At 69.4% G+C, this 17,606-nt stretch carries 17 protein-coding genes; 8 read left to right on the forward strand and 9 right to left on the reverse strand.

Annotation, left to right across the window (positions count from 1 at the left end; translation table 11 throughout):
• Positions 1-4: 4 nt before the first annotated feature.
• Positions 5-649, forward strand: a complete 645-nt coding sequence (locus FK529_RS00335; RefSeq protein ID WP_146558483.1) for an MBL fold metallo-hydrolase — start codon at positions 5-7, stop codon at positions 647-649.
• A 42-nt stretch (positions 650-691) separates the two neighbouring features.
• Here FK529_RS00335 and FK529_RS00340 read toward each other — a convergent pair whose 3' ends face one another.
• Both FK529_RS00340 and FK529_RS00345 read right to left on the reverse strand, forming a co-directional pair.
• Positions 692-1,390 (reverse strand): DUF2334 domain-containing protein, encoded by a 699-nt coding sequence (locus FK529_RS00340; RefSeq protein ID WP_146558485.1) that lies wholly within the window; start codon positions 1,388-1,390, stop codon positions 692-694.
• A 69-nt stretch (positions 1,391-1,459) separates the two neighbouring features.
• The gene (locus FK529_RS00345) at positions 1,460-1,951 is read right to left on the reverse strand and encodes a glutathione peroxidase (RefSeq protein WP_146558487.1); all 492 of its coding nucleotides are present in this window, start codon (positions 1,949-1,951) and stop codon (positions 1,460-1,462) included.
• A gap of 82 nt (positions 1,952-2,033) precedes the next feature.
• On the opposite strand from FK529_RS00345, the gene FK529_RS00350 reads away from it, so the two are divergent.
• From FK529_RS00350 to FK529_RS00370, 5 genes are all read left to right on the forward strand, one after another.
• The gene (locus tag FK529_RS00350; protein WP_158635011.1) at positions 2,034-2,528 is read left to right on the forward strand and encodes a MarR family winged helix-turn-helix transcriptional regulator; all 495 of its coding nucleotides are present in this window, start codon (positions 2,034-2,036) and stop codon (positions 2,526-2,528) included.
• Positions 2,525-4,132, forward strand: a complete 1,608-nt coding sequence (locus FK529_RS00355) for a DHA2 family efflux MFS transporter permease subunit (protein WP_146558490.1) — start codon at positions 2,525-2,527, stop codon at positions 4,130-4,132. Before FK529_RS00350 ends, FK529_RS00355 begins: the two co-directional genes overlap by 4 nt.
• Before the next feature lie 104 nt (positions 4,133-4,236).
• Positions 4,237-4,941 (forward strand): GntR family transcriptional regulator, encoded by a 705-nt coding sequence (locus tag FK529_RS00360; protein WP_146558492.1) that lies wholly within the window; start codon positions 4,237-4,239, stop codon positions 4,939-4,941.
• Positions 4,942-5,108: 167 nt separating this feature from the next.
• Entirely contained in the window at positions 5,109-6,455 is a 1,347-nt protein-coding gene (locus FK529_RS00365; protein WP_146558494.1) for an MFS transporter, read from the forward strand.
• 4 nt (positions 6,456-6,459) lie between these two features.
• Entirely contained in the window at positions 6,460-7,410 is a 951-nt protein-coding gene (locus FK529_RS00370) for an ornithine cyclodeaminase family protein (protein WP_146558496.1), read from the forward strand.
• 26 nt (positions 7,411-7,436) lie between these two features.
• Here the strand turns inward: FK529_RS00370 and FK529_RS00375 are convergent, their stop codons facing one another.
• Together FK529_RS00375 and FK529_RS00380 are read right to left on the reverse strand one after the other, a co-directional pair.
• Positions 7,437-9,560 (reverse strand): S9 family peptidase, encoded by a 2,124-nt coding sequence (locus FK529_RS00375; protein ID WP_146558498.1) that lies wholly within the window; start codon positions 9,558-9,560, stop codon positions 7,437-7,439.
• The gene (locus tag FK529_RS00380; protein WP_146558500.1) at positions 9,557-10,447 is read right to left on the reverse strand and encodes a phosphoribosylaminoimidazolesuccinocarboxamide synthase; all 891 of its coding nucleotides are present in this window, start codon (positions 10,445-10,447) and stop codon (positions 9,557-9,559) included. The genes FK529_RS00375 and FK529_RS00380 overlap by 4 nt, the downstream gene beginning before the upstream one ends.
• 317 nt (positions 10,448-10,764) lie before the next feature.
• On the opposite strand from FK529_RS00380, the gene FK529_RS00385 reads away from it, so the two are divergent.
• Entirely contained in the window at positions 10,765-11,475 is a 711-nt protein-coding gene (locus FK529_RS00385; protein ID WP_158635012.1) for an endonuclease domain-containing protein, read from the forward strand.
• A gap of 72 nt (positions 11,476-11,547) precedes the next feature.
• Here the strand turns inward: FK529_RS00385 and purB are convergent, their stop codons facing one another.
• The 3 genes from purB to purD all read right to left on the reverse strand — a co-directional run bounded on the left by purB (position 11,548) and on the right by purD (position 14,957).
• Complete coding sequence (gene purB, locus FK529_RS00390) at positions 11,548-12,975, reverse strand: adenylosuccinate lyase (protein WP_146558505.1); 1,428 nt, start codon at positions 12,973-12,975, stop codon at positions 11,548-11,550.
• A gap of 53 nt (positions 12,976-13,028) precedes the next feature.
• The gene (locus FK529_RS00395; protein ID WP_146558507.1) at positions 13,029-13,631 is read right to left on the reverse strand and encodes a TetR/AcrR family transcriptional regulator; all 603 of its coding nucleotides are present in this window, start codon (positions 13,629-13,631) and stop codon (positions 13,029-13,031) included.
• 87 nt (positions 13,632-13,718) lie between these two features.
• A complete protein-coding gene (gene purD / locus FK529_RS00400) occupies positions 13,719-14,957 on the reverse strand; it encodes a phosphoribosylamine--glycine ligase (protein WP_193559643.1) in 1,239 nt (412 codons plus the stop codon).
• A gap of 39 nt (positions 14,958-14,996) precedes the next feature.
• On the opposite strand from purD, the gene FK529_RS00405 reads away from it, so the two are divergent.
• On the forward strand, positions 14,997-15,422 hold the full coding sequence (locus FK529_RS00405) for an HIT family protein (RefSeq protein WP_146558511.1): 426 nt from the start codon (positions 14,997-14,999) through the stop codon (positions 15,420-15,422).
• A 13-nt stretch (positions 15,423-15,435) separates the two neighbouring features.
• Here FK529_RS00405 and FK529_RS00410 read toward each other — a convergent pair whose 3' ends face one another.
• The gene (locus FK529_RS00410) at positions 15,436-16,860 is read right to left on the reverse strand and encodes a sensor histidine kinase (RefSeq protein ID WP_146558513.1); all 1,425 of its coding nucleotides are present in this window, start codon (positions 16,858-16,860) and stop codon (positions 15,436-15,438) included.
• A gap of 6 nt (positions 16,861-16,866) precedes the next feature.
• Positions 16,867-17,550 carry a response regulator transcription factor gene (locus FK529_RS00415; protein ID WP_166436362.1) on the reverse strand — a complete coding sequence of 228 codons (684 nt, stop codon included), beginning with the start codon at positions 17,548-17,550 and terminating at the stop codon, positions 16,867-16,869.
• Positions 17,551-17,606: the final 56 nt, after the last annotated feature.

The raw sequence follows: 17,606 nt of genomic DNA on the forward strand, positions 1-17,606 counted from the left end.
GCGCATGCGACTCACCCACTACCGCCATTCCTGCGTCCTCGTGGAGATGTCCGAGACCCGGGTCCTGTTCGATCCCGGCACCTTCTCCTCCGGCTTCGAGGGCCTGACCCGTCTCGACGCGATCGTCGTGACCCATCAGCATCCGGACCACCTCGATCCCGAGCGGATTGACGCCCTCGTCGACGCCAACCCCGACGCCCAGCTGTTCGCAGATCCCACCACCGCGGCGGCGCGCGGCGGCCGCTGGATCGCGGCGCTCCCGGGCCACGACTACGGGATCGGCAACCTCATCGCCCGGGCCGTCGGCGGCACGCACGCCGTGATCCACCCAGACATCCCCACGATCGACAACACGTCCGTACTCCTCGGCGACGAGGAACGGATCGGCCGCTTCTACCACCCCGGCGACGCGCTGCACGTCCCCGACGTCGCCGTCGACGTGCTCGGCCTGCCCGTGAGCGCGCCGTGGTGCCGGATCAGCGAGACCATCGACTTCTTCCGCGCCGTCCGTCCCGTCGCCGCGGTCCCGATCCACGACGCGCTGCTCACGCCGGAGGGCGCGGGAATCTACCTCGGGCGGCTCGCGGACCTGCGGCCCGACGGCGCCGATTTCGTCCCGTGGGGCGCGGAGGCGACGCACGAGTTCTGAGGGACGCCGAGCCGCCGACCCGCCCAGGGCCGCGCGCCGGGGTCAGACGGCAACGAGGGCCCTGGCGCGGTGCTCGTAGACCGCCGGCGCGGCGCCGTGGTGCAGCGCGAGGTCGACGGCGTCGAGCATGGTGCGGGAGACGGTCGAGGACTCAAGCCGCCGGGCGTCGACCGCCAGGCGGAGGGTGCCGCCCCGTCGGGCGATGCGATTGGCCTGGGCGAGGAGCGCCCGGCACCACCACGGCTCGCTGAGGAAACCGTCGCCGATGCCCAGGACCCGGGCCTTCTCCTCCTCGCCGGTCACGAGGTCGGTGATCGCGGTATAGCCGAGGTTGACGCGGAAGCCGGCGTCGGGCAGTGCGAGAACCGCGCCGGTGGAGGCGTTCCAGCGGGGCGCGGCGAAGACGCGGGTGCGCAGGCCGACGGTCTCCAGGACCCGGTCGGCGGCGGCGAGACGCAGCGCGGCCTCGTGGGCGCCGAGCGTGGAGAACTCGGCGCGGCGGCGCTTCGTCGCGGCCTGGTCGTAGCCGTTGAGGACGATCGCGTCACCCGCCGCGCGGCGCTCCCGCAGGAAGGACTGCGTCGACGGGTCGTCGACCAGCTTGTACTTGCCCTTGAGGCGGGGCGCCACGAGCAGCGAGACGGGCACACCACGCTCGTCCATCTGCGCCGCGAACCGCTCCGCGTCCGCGCGAGTGGCATCGGACAGGGCGGACACGGAGACGTACAGCGGCGAGCTCATGATCCGCAGTGTGCGCGACCGAGGTGTCCCGTTCGGAGATGGAAGGTTACGTGTCTCCCAACTGGGTGGTCAGGCGGGGAGGACGGCCTCGATGGCGCCGACGACCTCGTCGGACTCGGGCTCGGTGCGCGGGCGGAAGCGCTGCACGCTCGAGCGATCCGGTGAGATCACGAACTTCTCGAAGTTCCACTGGACGTCGCCCGCCTCCCCCTCGGCGTCCGCGGTCTTCGTCAGTTCGACGTAGAGCGGATTCCGGTTCTCGCCGTTGACCTCGGTCTTCTCCAGCAGCGGGAAGGTGACGCCGTAGCTCGTGGAACAGAAGGTGGCGATCTCCTCCGCGGTGCCGGGCTCCTGGCCCGCGAACTGGTTGCAGGGCACGCCGAGCACCGTCAGGCCGCGGTCGGCGTAGCGGGTCGCGAGCGCCTCCAGGCCGGCGTACTGCGGCGTCAGGCCGCACTTGCTGGCGACGTTGACGACGAGCACGGCGCGACCCGCGTAGTCGGCGAGGGAGGTGGCGGCACCGTCGAGCGTGGTGAGGGCGATGGAGTCGAGAGCGGTCATGCGCCCGAGCCTACGCGGCGATGTAATGCAGGACACATCTATCTCGTTTGTGCAATGGTTGCGCAGTAGTTATCGTTTTCGGGTGCAAGCAACTTCCAGGGAGGTGACTCCCGAGGACCTCAGCGCGGTCTTCGGCGAGTTCATGGGCCGTCTCATGTGCAACGTCGCACAGGAGAGCCTGGGCACGATGCTGTCGTCGGACATCACCGCGCATCAGTTCCACATCCTGCTGCAACTCGCGGCGGCCGAGGCCCCGCTCCCGATCAACCGGCTCGCCGACGATCTGGGGCTGTCCGTCGCCGCGACGGGACGGAACGTGGAGAAGCTTGTCCAGCTCGAGATGGTGGATCGGCGTGAGGACGCCTCGGACCGCCGGATCAAGAACCTGACCATCACCGACCTCGGGCGAAACACAGTTGCGTCCGCGGTCAGCGACAAGCACCGTGAGGTGCTGAGTTTCGCGGAGCGGCTGCCGTCGGCGCTCCGCGTCCGCCTGCACGACGTGATGGTCGAGATCCTCGACGAGGGCCTGATTCCTCCGAACCCCTTCTTCACCGCAACGAAAGAGAACGCATGAGTACCGAGAACACGCTCGACAAGAGCGAGGTCCCGCACGCGGGTGAGGGCCTCGACCGTCGCGTCCTGCTGGTGGCCGGCGTGGTCGTCCTCGGGTCGATCATGGCCATCCTGGACATGACGATCGTGGCCGTGGCGCAGAACACCTTCCAGGCGCAGTGGGGGGCGTCGCCCGCCACTGTCGCCTGGACGATGACCGGGTACACCCTCGCCCTGGCCGCCGTGATCCCCGTGACCGGCTGGGCCGCCGACCGTTTCGGCACCAAGCGGCTCTACATGGCCGCGACGGCCATGTTCGTCGCAGGATCGGCGCTGTGCGCCGCCGCGACCTCCATCGACCTGCTGATCCTGTACCGGGTCCTGCAGGGCCTCGGTGGCGGCATGCTGATGCCGCTCGGCATGATGATCCTGACTCGGGCCGCCGGCCCGGAGCGTCTCGGCCGCGTCATGGCCGTGCTCGGTATCCCGATGCTGCTCGGCCCCATCGGCGGCCCGATTCTCGGCGGCTGGCTGATCGAGTCCTTCTCGTGGCACTGGATCTTCCTGATCAACGTGCCGATCGGCGCGATCGCGATCGTCTACGCCTGGTTCGTGCTGGACAAGGACGAGCCCGTCAAGGGCCAGAAGTTCGACCTCGTCGGCTTCCTCCTGCTCTCGCCCGGCCTGGCGCTGTTCCTGTTCGGCGTCTCCTCGATCCCCGAGGCGCAGGCCGATACCTCGATGTACGGCGAGCGGGTCGTCCCCGCCACCGTCGTCGGTCTCGTGCTGATCGTCGCTTTCGTGTTCTGGGCGCTCCGCGCCAAGTTGCCCCTCCTCGACCTGCGACTCTTCAAGAACCGGAACATGACCGTTGCGATGATCACCTTCGCGATGTTCGCGATGGCCTTCTTCGGCAGTTCGATCCTGTACGCGCAGTACTTCATCGGCATCCGCGGCGAGTCGACCCTCATGGCCGGCCTGTTGCTCGCCCCGCAGGGCCTCGGCGCCATGCTGACCATGCCGATCGCCGGCGTGCTCACCGACAAGATGGGCCCGGGCAAGTTCGTGATGGCCGGCCTCGCGCTGATCACCGGCGGCATGATCGCCTTCACGCAGCTCACTGCCGAGACCCCGTACTGGGTCCTGCTGGTCTCGCTGCTCGTCCAGGGCCTCGGCATGGGTATGACGATGATGCCGACCATGTCGGCCGCCATCCGCACCCTGGCTCCCGAGTCCATCTCCCGCGGTTCCACGCTGACGAACATCGTCCAGCAGATCGCCGCGTCGATGGGTACCGCGATCTTCTCCGTGCTGTTCACCAACTGGCTGACCAACGCGGGCCCGTCGATGCAGACCCCGCAGGGCGAGAAGCACACCGGTGCGATCGCCTTCGGCCTGAACTCGAGTCCCGAGGCCCGCGAGCAGGGCATCGCGATGTTCCAGGGCGAGACCGGCTTCTCGAAGTTCCTGCACGACAACCTGCCGTTCGCGGCGGAGGCCTTCGGCAACACCTACTTCGTAGCCGCGATCCTGGTGGCGCTGTGCATCATCCCGGCGTTCTTCCTGCCCCGTTCGCGCCAGGCCGACACGGGCGCCGCCGAGCGCCAGATGGTCATGCCGCACTGATCGTCCCCCGATCCGACGAGTGCCCGGCCCCTTACTTCAGGGGCCGGGCACTTCGCGACGTGCGTGGCACGTCGGCCGGTCGTTCATGACAGGATGAGGACATCATGAAGCGTGGACACGACCAGCAGCCGTCGACGCCTGCGCTGACGGCTCTCGGCGGGCAGGTCAGTCGCCGCGCCGAGGTGATCCAGGTCCTGCGCGAAGCACTCGTGGCCGGCGAATTGGTGCCGGGTGAGGTGTATTCCGCACCGGCCCTCGCCAAGCAGCTGAACGTCTCAGCGACCCCGGTCCGTGAGGCGATGCTCAGCCTCGCCGAGGAGGGACTGGTCCTTCCACTACGGCATCGCGGTTATCAGATCGTCGAGCTGGACATGTCCAGCCTCGCGCACGTCACTGAGGTCCGGCTCATGCTCGAGGTACCCGCCGTCCACCGGATCGCGACCGAAGCCGGGGCCGGCGCTCACACGGCTCGGATATCCGCCCTGCGCCCCCTTGCCGACAGGCTCGATTCGACGGCGGCCGCGGGAGAACTGCGTGAGTTCATCGCGGCCGACACAGCCTTCCACCTCGGGCTCCTCGAACTCAGCGACAACCCCGTCCTCGTCGAAGACGTCCGCAGGCTCCGCGGAATGACCAGGTTGTACGGGCTACGGGCACTCCGCGATCAGGGTCGGCTCGAAGCCTCCGCGCACGAGCACCACGAGCTCCTCGACCTCATCCTGGCCGGCGACGCGCCGGGGGCCGCCGCACTCCTGACGCGGCACCTCAACCACATCCTCGGAATCTGGGCGGGCAACGACGAGAGCTGAGGCGTCGATCCCGGTAGGGGCGACTTCACTCGAAGTTCTGTGACCCACCTCACCGGAGTGTAATATTGTACATATTACTGATGGCGATAGGCCGCCGGCGCTGTGCCGACCCGTTCGGGCACCGCAGCCAAACGGACCCGCCCCGGCATCACCCCTAGGAGAGACCCTTGAGTACACCCGGCTCGGCACATGACGCCGCTCCCGAATCCGTTCGCGCACCCGGTGGGCTCCAGTGGCGGGTGCTCTTCGGCAGCCTCAGTGGAAGTTCCATCGAATGGTTCGACTTCTTTCTCTTCGCCACCGCCTCGGCGATCATCTTCGACAAGCAGTTCTTCCCCTCGGGTGACCCGCTGCTCTCGCTGATGCTCTCGTACCTGGCACTCTCGCTCACGTTCTTCATCCGCCCACTCGGCGGAATCGTCTTCTCCCACATCGGTGATCGGATCGGCCGCAAGCGCACCCTGGTCATCACTTTGTCCCTCATGGGCGGAGCGACGGTGGCGATCGGGCTCCTCCCTACGTACGACCAGGTAGGTGTCATCGCCCCGATCCTTCTCATCGTCTGCCGATTGCTGCAGGGCCTGGCCATCGGCGGCGAATGGGGCGGCGCACTTCTCCTCGCCGTCGAGTACGCCCCCGAGAACCGCAGGGGGCTCTACGGCGCTGTTCCCCAAATGGGTGTCACCATCGGAATGCTCCTGGCCACCGTATCCTTCGCCGCGGTCAGCAGCCTGCCGGGAGATGCCTTCGAGAGTTGGGCATGGCGCATCCCGTTCGTCGCCAGCATCCTCCTGGTGCTGGTCGGCCTGTGGATCCGCAACGGTCTCGCCGAGACTCCTGCCTTCGCCGAGGCGAAGAAGTCCGGCGACATCGCCAAGCTGCCGATCAGGGAGACTCTGCGCGACCACTGGCGTTCGGTTCTCGTCGCCATCGGAGCCAAGGTGATCGAAACCGCGCCGTTCTACATCTTTGCCACGTTCGTCGTCAGTTACGCCACGGGCATCCTCGACTTCGACCGCTCGACCGTTCTCAACGCCGTCAGCGTCGGCGCTCTCGTGTCCACGGTTGCGATCGTGGTGATGGGGCGGCTCTCTGACCGGTTCGGACGATTGACGGTTTACGTTGCCGGAGTGGTCGCCATCGGCGTCTTCTCCGCCCCATTCTTCGTACTGCTCGGCATCGGAATGAACTGGGCTCTCTACGCGGCGATCGTGATCGGCCTCGGTGTAGTCTGGCCCCCGGTCACCGCCACCCTGGGAACACTGATGTCCGAGATCTTCTCGACCCGAGTGCGCTACACCGGCGTCAGCCTCGGCTACCAAGTGGGGGCTGCGCTCGCCGGCGGGACCGCCCCGCTCATCGCCACCTGGCTGCTCGATGTCTTCGACGGCTCCTGGCTACCGATCTCAACCTACCTCGTCCTCCTTGCCGCCATCTCGCTCACCGCTGTGGCATTCGCCAAGCCGGTGACCCGCAAGGAGGCGCAGCTCCTCCGCCAACACAAGGATGTGTGATCCGATGACCAGCGCTCGCCCTGACCCCGGCCTCCCCTTCGTCTCCGCCGATCGACTGAACGAGCTCATCTCCCCGGACCGTGCCCGGGATCTGCTCCGGAACGTTCTCTCGTCGGGATTCGATGTCGCCGGCGATCCGCCACGGCTGTCCGTCGATGCGGGTGCCGGGCACCTGCTCATCATGCCGAGCGATCTGGACCGCTGGGTCGGCGTCAAGATCGCCTCGGTCGCGCCGGGCAATCCGGCCCTGGGACTCGAGCGCATCCAGGCGGTCTACCTCGTCATGGACGGTGCGACCCTGACGCCGAGCCTGCTCATCGACGGAACAGCCCTGACTGCGCTGCGTACTCCCGCGATGACCGCCGTCGCCGCCGATGCGCTCGCCGACCCCGAGTCCTCACGTCTGCTCGTGTACGGCACCGGTCCACAGGCACGCGCGCACGTCCGTGCCATTGCGGCCGTACGAGAACTGACGTCGGTCCGGTTGATCGGACGAAACCGTGACCGGCTCCTCGATGCCGTGGCAGCGATCTCGGCCACTGGGATAGATGCACAGCCGGGCTCGACGGAAGACATCACCGAGGCGGACATGATCGTGTGCGCCACCTCCGCGGAAGTCCCCCTCTTCGATGGCCGTCTGGTGCGGGATGGCGCATTCGTCGCAGCGATCGGGTCACACGAACCGGATCGTCGCGAGCTCGACGGGACACTCCTCGAACGGTCACTGGTTGTCGTCGAGGATGTCGCCACGGCGCTCGTATCGTCCGGTGACGTGGTCCTCGCGCGCAGCGAAGGCAACCTCCGCAGTGACGATCTCGTGTCGATCACCGACGTCGCGCGGGGCCGGACGAAGCGCGACCCCGATCGCCCGAACGTGTTCAAGGGTGCCGGTATGTCCTGGCAGGATCTCGCAGTCGCGGCCGAGGTCGCGAACATCGAGCTCGGCGAGCCCTGAACCGCCCGGACGTCAGCGCGGCGCAATCACTTCGTGATCTCAAGCCTGTTTAGGACCCAGGCGTATTCGAAGGCGGTCTCGCGCCACTTGGCGTACCGGCCGCTGACCCCGGCGTGGCCGGCGACCATCTCCGTCTTGAGCAGGACCTGCTCGCCCGACGTGCTGTGGTCGAGAAGTTTGGCCACCCATTTCGCGGGTTCGGTCGGGAGCACACGGGTGTCGTTGAGCGAGGTGGTCGCGAGGATCGCCGGGTAGGGCTTCGCGGCGACGTTCTCGTACGGCGAGTAATCGCGCATGTACCGGTACACCTCGGCGCTCTCCAGCGGGTTGCCCCACTCGTCCCACTCCCCCACGGTGAGCGGCAGGCTCGGGTCGAGGATCGAGGTGAGCGGGTCCACGAAGGGCACGTCGGCGACGATGCCGGCGAACAGCTCCGGCGCGAGATTCGCCACGGCGCCGACGAGGAGGCCGCCCGCGCTGCCGCCCATCGCCACCAGCCGCGGCGGCTCGGCGCGGCCGGTGTCCACGAGATGTCGTGCGACATCGACGAAGTCGGTGAAGGTGTTGCGCTTCTCCAGCTGCTTGCCGTGGTCGTACCAGGCGCGGCCCATCTCGCCGCCGCCGCGCACGTGGGCCACGACGAAGACCACGCCCCGGTCCATGAGCGAGAGCCGGGCGACGGAGAACCAGGGGTCGAGGGTGGCCTCGTAGGAGCCGTAGCCGTACAGCAGGGTGGGCGCGGGCCCGTCGCCGGTGTCCGCGCGGCCGTCGCCGGTGTCCGCGCGGCGCACCACGGACACGGGGATCTCGGTGCCGTCGCCGGCGATCACCCAGAGTCGCTCCGCGGTGTACAGCGCGGCGTCATAGCCGGGGACGTTGGCCCGCTTGAGCACCGTCTGCTCGCCTGTCTCCGGGTCGAGCTCGAGGACGGTGCCGGGGGTCACGAAGGACTCGTAGGCCAGGCGCAGCCGCGGCGCGTCCCATTCGGGATTCGCGGCGGGGCCGAGGTTCACCAGTTCCTCGCTCGGATCCCACTCGCTGAACTCCGGTGCGGCCGTGGCCGCCGCGAGCGCGAGTCGCGGCAGGCCGCCCCGCCGGTAGCCGAGGGCGAGCCGTCGGGCGTAGGCGTCGACGTACTCGAGCCGCACGTCGTCGCGGTGCGGGACGAGGACCGTCCACTCCTCCGGCGCCTCGACGGGCGCCGAGGCCAGCTCGAAATTGATGCCGGTGCGGTTGTGCAGGAACAGGAACCGATCCTCGTCGCCGAGCACCGCGTGCTCGACCGAGTACTCGACGTCCTCCTCGCGGGGCCGCAGCACGCGGAATTCGCCCGCCGGATCGGTCGCGTCGAGCACGTGCGTCTCGGAGCTCAGTGTCGACGAGGCCGCGATCATGAGGTACTTCTCGCTGCGGGTGAGCCCGATGCCCACGCCGAAGCGCTGATCCGTCTCGTGGAAGACTCGCACATCCTCAGTGGCCGAACCGATCTCGTGCCGCCAGATGCTGTCGGCGCGCCAGGCGTCGTCGACGGTGGTGTAGAAGAGGTACCGCGCGCCGGAGCCGGTGACCGGAGCCCAGGTGGCGCCGTAGAAGACGCCCTCGACCGTGTCGGGCAACAGCTCGCCGGTGGAGATGTCCTTGATGCGCAGCGTGAACCGCTCGTCGCCCGACGTGTCGAGCGAGTAGGCGAGCAGGGCACCGTCGGGTGAGACGGAGGCGGCGCCGACGGCGATGTACTCGTGCCCCTGCGCCTCGACGTTGAGATCGAGGAGCACCTGCTCGCCGGGCAGCGGCTCGTCGGACAGCACCGGCGGGGTCCAGTCGTCCGGTCCGGCGATCGGGGCGCGGCAGTGGATGCCGTACTGCTCACCCTCGACCGTGCGCGAGTAGTACCAATACCCCTTGCGCCGCTGCGGGACCGACATGTCGGTCTCCTGGGTATGGGCTTTGATCTCTCCGAAGATCGCCTCGCGCAACGGCTCGTGGTGCGCGGTGGCCGCCTCGGTGTAGGCGTTGTGGGCGCGCAGGTAGTCGAGAACCTCTTCGTCGGAGGTGTCGGCGAGCCAGGCGTAGTCGTCGATCACGGTGTCGCCGTGGAAGGTCCGCGGCGCCGGGATCTTCTTCGCGACGGGCTGCACCGGCCCGCTCATGCGGCCGCCCCCGGCCAGTCGGCGAAGCTCAGGCCCGAGATGCGTTCGTACGCCTCGATGTAGCGGGCGCGGGTGCGCTCCACCACGTCGTCGGGGAGGGGCGGCGGCGGGGTGCCGGCGTCGGTGGACCAGCCGGATTCCTTGGTGAGCCAGTCGCGCACGATCTGCTTGTCGAAGCTGGGGAGCGCCTTGCCGGGTTCGTAGAGCCGGCCGTCCCAGTACCGGGACGAGTCAGGGGTGAGCACCTCGTCGGCGAGGAGGAGGTCACCGTCGGAGCTGTGGCCGAACTCGAACTTGGTGTCCGCGAGGATGATCCCGCGTTCGCGGGCTATGTCGGCGCCGCGCGCGTAGACGCCGAGGGTGAGTTCGCGCAGGCGCGTCGCGAGCTCGATCCCGACGTCGGCGGCGACCCGCTCGAAGGAGACGTTCTCGTCGTGGTCGCCGACGGCAGCCTTCGTAGCGGGGGTGAAGATCGGCGGGTCGATACGGCTGCCGTCGACGAGCCCTTCGGGCAGCGGTACGCCACACACCTCGCCGTTCGCGCGGTACTCCCTGAGGCCGGAGCCGGTGAGGTAGCCCCGGGCGACGCACTCCACCGGCACCATGTCGAGCCGCCGCGTGATCAGCGCGCGGCCGAGGACGGGCTCGGGGATCCGCGGATCATCGGCCGGCCCGGCGAGGTGGTTCGGCACGCCGAGGGCGTCGAAGAAGAACACCGACATCGCCGTGAGCACGCGCCCCTTGTCGGGGATCGGCGTGTCCAGGATGTAGTCGTAGGCGCTGATCCGGTCGCTCGCGACGAGCAGCAGGTGCTCGTCGTCCACCTCGTACAGCTCGCGGACCTTGCCCGAGTAGATCGGCGTGTACTCGCTCAGTTCAGGACGCACTCCGCCACCCTATCGCCCCTCCGATTGAACACTGTTTCGGCCGCTAAAACCGCAGGTGGAGGCGGACAGAAACAGTGTTCAATCGGAGGTGGGATCCGATAGCCGCGCTGGTGCGTCCAATTCATATGATGCGACGCACTCGGGATCTGCTCGCCGAGCAATCGGCACGCGAAGTCAAACGATCGACGGGATCGGTGATCCACGGCGTTCGGCGGGTCGGCAGCGCACCACCGACTGTCGACGAGGTTCGAGCCGCTCTGGTCCTGGCCCATCCACAGATGGTGTTCTGTGGATGGTCGGCCGCGGAGCTGCACGGCGTGCCGTACGCGGGCGGCCACCCACCGGAGATATGGCTCCCGGAGCAGCGCAAGCGCGCGGGCGTCGTCGTTCGGTGCGGCCATCTGCCCGTCGAGGACACCCTGACGGTATCGGGCTGGCCCACCACGTCCGCAGTCCGCGGTGCGGTCGATCTCGCACGATTCGTCCGGAACGACGAGGCGATCGTCGGAATAGATCAGTACATACGACGTGATAGGGGCGGGAACTCGATCACCACGAGGCGACAGATTCTCGCCTACCTCGACGAACACCCCGGACTGTACGGCGCGAACCGCGTACGAGCCGTCCTCGATGAGTCCGACACTGGATCCCAATCCCCTTGGGAGACATACAGTCGCCTGGTCGTGCATCGTTCCGGACTCGACTTCTTCCGGACGCAGCAGCCGGTTCCCGGCACTCCGTACCACGTCGACCTCGGCTCCGCTCGGTATCGCGTGGCGATCGAGTACGACGGCGGGTACCACCGCACCGACGAGCAGCAACGCGCCGATGTGATCCGCTGGAACGCCATCACCGGACAGGGCTGGGGACTCATCCGAGCCACGTCCCCGACGTTACTCACCGGGCGAGCGGAGTTCCTCGACCGCGTAGAGAGGGAACTGCGAACGCGTGGCTGGAGCGGGCCGTCGCCCACGACCCCGAAACTCGCCCTCCCCAGCCGCCCCACGCGACGAACCCGGCTCGATTGAACACTGTTTCGGACCATGAAATCGCAGGTCGCCGCGGACAGAAACAGTGTTCAATCGGTGGAAGGGGGCGGGTCAGAGGATGGGGGCGGGGGTGTAGCCGGCGGCGTCGGGGTACCTCGCGGTCAGCTCCTCGACGGCCGCAACGACCTGAGCGACCTGGGCCTCGGCGGCGCCGGTGAAGGCGGCGCGGTCCGCCAACGCGGCATCGAGCGCTGCGCGGGACAGGCCGAGGCGGGCGTCGCCGGCGAGCCGGTCGAGCAGGTCGGGCTCCTTGCCCTCCTCGCGCATCGCCAACGCGACGGCGACGGCGTGCTCCTTGATCGCCTCGTGGGCGACCTCGCGGCCGACGCCCGCGCGCACCGCGGCCATGAGCACGCGAGTGGTGGCGAGAAAGGGCAGGTAGCGGTTCAGCTCGTTCTCGATCACGGCGGGATACGCGCCGAACTCGTCGAGGACGGTCAGGAAGGTCTCGAAGAGGCCGTCGATCGCGAAGAACGAATCGGGCAGCGCCACGCGGCGGATCACGGAGCAGAAGACGTCGCCCTCGTTCCACTGCGAGCCCGCCATCTCGGCGGCCATCGAGCCGTATCCGCGCAGGACCACGGCGAGGCCGTTGACGCGCTCGCAGGAGCGGGTGTTCATCTTGTGCGGCATCGCGGAGCTGCCGACCTGGCCGGGCTGGAAGCCCTCGGTGACCAACTCGTGCCCGGCCATGAGCCGGATCGTCGTGGCCATCGACGACGGTCCCGCCGCGGTCTGGACCAGCGCACTCACCACGTCGTGGTCCAGCGAACGCGGGTAGACCTGGCCGACGGAGACGAAGGACTGCGAGAGGCCGAGATGCTCGGCGACCCGCTCCTCCAGCGCGGCGAGCTTCGCGGGATCGCCGCCGAGCAGGTCGAGCATGTCCTGCGACGTGCCCATCGGGCCCTTGATGCCCCGCAGCGGGTAGCGGCCGATCAGGTTCTCCAGCCGTTCGATCGCGACCAGTAGCTCGTTGGCGGCCGACGCGAAGCGCTTCCCCAGCGTGGTGGCCTGGGCCGCGACGTTGTGCGAGCGGCCCGCCATGACGACCGACGAGTACTGCGCCGCCCGCTCGGCGAGCCGCGCCGCCACCGCGACCGCGTGGTCGCGCACGTACTCGAGCGAGCGCAGCACCTGCAGCTGCTCGACGTTCTCCGTCAGATCGCGCGAGGTCATGCCCTTGTGGATCTGCTCGAAGCCCGCAAGGTCGCTGAACTCCTCGATCCGCGCCTTCACGTCGTGCCGGGTGACCCGCTCGCGCTCCGCGATCGACGCCAGATCGACCTGGTCGACGACCTTCTCGTAGGCCTCGACGGCACCGTCGGGTACGTCGATCCCGAGGTCGCGCTGCGCTCTGAGCACCGCGATCCACAGCTGGCGTTCCAGCACGATCTTGTACTCCGGCGACCACAGCTCGCGCATGCGCGGGCTGGCGTACCGGTTGGCGAGGACGTCGGGAATGCGGGGAGTGCTCACGCGCCGATTGTCTCATGCACGAACGGCGCGACCTCCCGCGCGAGGAGCGCCCGTCAGTCCAGGGCGGGCGCCACATCGTCGACGACGACGGCGAGCGCGTCGCGGACCGCGCGGGGCACGTCGGCGTCGCGGGAGGTGAACGCGGCGAGGGCGGCACCGTCTTCGATGGCCATCAGTCGCGCGACGCACGCCTCCGTGGCCCGGCGACCCGACCGGGCGAGCACCTCGACGTGCAGTTCGGCCAGCGCGTTCCGCACCTGCACCTGGAGGCGGGTGAGCTCCGGGTCGCGGGCGCACAGCACCATCCGCTCGTACCGCGAGACCAGCGCGCCGCGTTCCGCCGCGGTGTCGCAGGCGAAGAAGGTCGACGCGAGGAGCTTCGCCAGCGCGGAGCCGCCGCGCCTGCGCCGGCTCACGGCCTCCAAGCGGCCGCGGACCGCGGCGACGTCCAGCTCGCCCGCGTAGGCGACGGCGTTCGAGAGCAGATCGCCCAGCGACTCGAAGTAGTACGTCGTCGCCGCCAACGGGATGTGGGCGCGGTGGGCGACCGCGCGGTGCCGGACCGACTCGAAGCCACCCTCGACGAGGAGCTCGCCGGCCGCCGCCACGAGGGCCGCGCGCCGGCGCTCACCCTTGGGCGTGGTCGCGGCTGTCATCTGGGACATGCTGCCAGTAGGTCCCGCTCGACCAGACGGTTTCGACCAAATCGTCGGTCCGCATACCGACCGACGAGGAGAAATGCGTTACTGCAAGGCCTGATGGCCGATGTCGGTGCGGAAGTGACTGCCCGGCAGCTTGATCCGATCCAGCTTTGCGTAAGCATCCGCCCGCGCGGCCGCCAGATCGTCTCCCACGCCGACCACGTTGAGCACACGACCACCTTGGGAGACCAGGCGTCCCTCGCCGTCGATGGCCGTTCCGGCGTGGTAGATCCCCGCGCCGTCGGCTCCCGTGATGACATCTCCCTTGCGGGGCGTCGCCGGGTAGTTCTCGGCGGCGAGCACCACGGTGATGGCGGCACCGTCGCGCCACCGGAGCGGGGGCAGCGCGCCCAGAGCGCCCGTGGCGGTGGCGTTCAGCGCCTCGCCGAGGGGCGATTCGAGCAGGCTGAGCACGGCCTGCGTCTCGGGGTCGCCGAAGCGGCAGTTGAACTCGACGACGGCCGGGCCGTCGGACCCCATCGCCAGACCCGCGTACAGCAGCCCGGAGAAGGGCACGCCCCGGCGCGCCAGCTCGCGCGCGACGGGACGCACGACGGTCTCGACGATCTCGTCGACCGCCCCGTCGGCGAGCCAGGGCAGCGGCGAGTACGCGCCCATGCCGCCCGTGTTCGGACCCGTGTCACCGTCGCCGACGCGTTTGTGGTCCTGCGCCGGCAGCAGCGGGACGACGTCCTCCCCGTCGACGAGGCAGAACAGGGAGACCTCGGGGCCGTCGAGGAAGGACTCGAGCAGCGCGGGCCGGCCGGACTCGAGGAGGTCGGCTGCGTGTGCGCGCGCCGCGGCGCGGTCGGCGGTGACGACGACGCCCTTGCCGGCGGCGAGGCCGTCGTCCTTGACGACCCAGGTGGGGCCGAAGCGGTCGAGCGCGGCGTCGATGCCCGCCGGGCTGTCGACGATCTCGCTGCGCGCGGTGCGCACGCCGGCGGCGTCCATGACGTCCTTGGCGAAGGCCTTGGAGCCCTCGATCTGCGCCGCGGCGGCGGACGGCCCGAAGACGGCGATGCCGCGCGCGCGGACGGCGTCGGCCACGCCGAGGACCAGCGGGACCTCGGGGCCGATCACCACGAGGTCGACGCCGAGCCGCTCGGCGAGCGCGGCCACGTCGTCGCCGGAGGAGGCGTCGACGTCGTGGTTGGTCGCGATCGCCGCGGTGCCCGGGTTACCCGGGGCCGCGTGCAGCTCGGTGACCTGGGGATCGCGGGTCAGGGCGTCGAGGAGGGCGTGTTCGCGGCCGCCGGTGCCGATGACGAGTACTCGCACCGCCATGACACTACCGGGGCGCTCCACTAGCCTGGCCGTATGGCAGCTGAAACGACCGGCGCGGACCGCACCGTGTTCTCGAAGATCATCGCCGGCGAGCTCCCGGGCCGGTTCGTGTACCAGGACGATGCGGTGGTGGCGTTCCTGACCATCGCGCCGCTCACGCAGGGCCACGTGCTGGTGGTGCCGCGCGCGGAGGTCGATCACTGGGAGTCGGTCGACGACGAGCTCTGGAGCCAGATCAGCACCGTCTCGCGGAAGATCGGCCGGGCCGTCAAGCGCGCCTTCGACGCGCCGCGCGCCGGCGTGGTGATCGCGGGGCTCGAGGTGCCGCACCTGCACGTGCACGTCTTCCCCGCGTACGCGCTCACCGACTTCGACTTCGGCCAGGCCGACCCGAACCCCTCGCCCGAGTCGCTCGACGAGGCGCAGACCAGGATCGTCGAGGCGCTCGCCGCGGAGTGAACCGCCCGGCTCGCTAACGGGGCAGGCGCACCGTGAAGGTCGCGCCCTCGCCCGGGGCGGTGTCGACGGTGACGGTGCCCCCGTGCCGCTCGACGATGCCGTGCACGATCGACAGGCCCAGCCCGGCGCCGCCGCTGCCGCGGCTGCGCGAGGAGTCGGTGCGGTAGAACCGCTCGAAGACGCGGGCGGCCTCGTCGGGCTCCATGCCCGGTCCGGTATCGGTGACGGACAGCACCACCGCACCGGGCTCCTCGACGAGCCGGACGCGCACCGTCGCCTCGTCGGGCGTGTGCCGCAAGGCGTTCGAGACCAGGTTGGTGACCACCTGGTGCAGGCGGTCCCGGTCCCCCGACAGCTCGACGGTGCCGGCCTCCGCTTCCAGGGCGATGTCCCGGCTCGGCTCGCGGGCCTGCGCGGCGTGCACCACGTCGTCCGCGACCGCGACCAGGTCGACGGTGTCGGTCGCGAGCGGCCGCCGGGCGTCGAGCCGGGCGAGCAGCAACAGGTCCTCGACGAGCAGGCCCATCCGCTCCGCCTCGGATTCGATGCGGGACATGACGAATCCGGTGTCGTCGGTGGCGCCCTGCCGGTACAGCTCGGCGAAGCCGCGGATCGAGGTGAGCGGGGTGCGCAACTCGTGCGAGGCGTCGCCGACGAAGCGGCGCATCCGTTCCTCGTCGGCCCGGGCCCGCTCCTCCGAAGATGCGACCCGATCGAACGAGTCCTGCACCTGATGCAGCATCGTGTTGATCGAGTTCGAGAGCCGGCCGACCTCCGTGTGCGCGGGCGCCTCGGGGACGCGGCGGGTGAGGTCACCCGCCGCGATCGCCTCCGCCGTGGCCTCCACCTGCTCGAGCGGGCGGAGCGAACGACGCACCACGAGGTAGCCGAGTCCGCCGGCGATGACGAGCACGCCGGCGCCGATGAGCAGCTCCAGCACGATCATGGCGCGCAGCGTGGACTCGACGTCGGTGAGCGTGACGGCGACGAAGGCCACACCGTACTGCGAGCTGGACTGCACGACCCGCCACTGCGGCCCCCTGCCGCCGGCGGAGGGCACGGTGACGGCGTCGCCGTGCAGATCGTCGAGGCCGCTGAGGTCCGGTTGCTCGGTGAAGTCAGGGTTGCTGATCCGCAGCTGGGTGCCGTCGGGCAGGAAGACCGCCTGGTAGAAGCGGGTGGGAGGGGGCTTTCCGCCGCGCACCGGCTCCGGCAGGTTGGGCTTGGGGCGCGCCCAGGTGTCTGCGGCCTGCCGCAGCGTCTGGTCCTCCCGGGAAAGGAGCTGGTCCTCCATCGCCGCGGTCAACGCGGTCCCGGAGGCCAACAGGCCGAGGAAGACCACGCCGACGACCAGCGCCACCAACGACAGGCGCAACGGGACGCGGGAGGCGAACGACGTCGGCCGCTGCGCGGGAGCGGCCACCGGAGCGGAGACCATCGCGACTCACCGCGGTTCGCGGAGCACGTACCCGACGCCGCGCAGGGTGTGGATCAGGCGCGTGTCCCCCGTGTCGACCTTGCGCCGCAGGTAGGAGACGTAGGACTCCACGACGTTGACGTCGCCGCCGAAGTCGTAGTGCCAGACGTGATCGAGGATCCGCGGCTTCGACAGGACGACCCCCGCGTTGACCATGAAGTAGCGCAGGAGCGTGAACTCGGTGGGCGAGAGCGAGACCAACTCCCCCGCCTTCCACACCTCGTGCGTCTCGTCGTCGAGCTCGAGATCGGCGAAGGTCAGGCGGGTCTGGTTCTCGGCCTCGCCGAAGCCGTGGCGACGCAGCAGGACGTTGATCCGGGCCACGACCTCCTCGAGGCTGAACGGCTTGGTGACGTAGTCGTCACCGCCCAGCGTCAGACCGGCGACCTTGTCCTCGACCGAGTCGCGCGCAGTGAGGAAGAGCGCCGGCGCGTCGATCCCGTCCTGACGCAGCCGCTTGAGCAGGCCGAGGCCGTCCATGCCCGGCATCATGATGTCCAGCACCATGACGTCGGGCCGGAAGGACCGGACCCGGTCGAGTGCGCCGGGCCCGTCCGGCGCGACGGCCACGTCGAAGCCCTGGAACTTCAGGCTGACCTGCAGCAGTTCCCGGATGCTCTGCTCGTCGTCGACCACGAGCACGCGCGGCATGGATTCGTCTTTAGCACTGGACACACCGCCATAGTGCACGCCGCGGCGCCCTGGAC

The sequence above is a fragment of the Tsukamurella asaccharolytica genome (assembly GCF_007858435.1).
GTDB classification, from domain to species: domain Bacteria; phylum Actinomycetota; class Actinomycetes; order Mycobacteriales; family Mycobacteriaceae; genus Tsukamurella; species Tsukamurella asaccharolytica.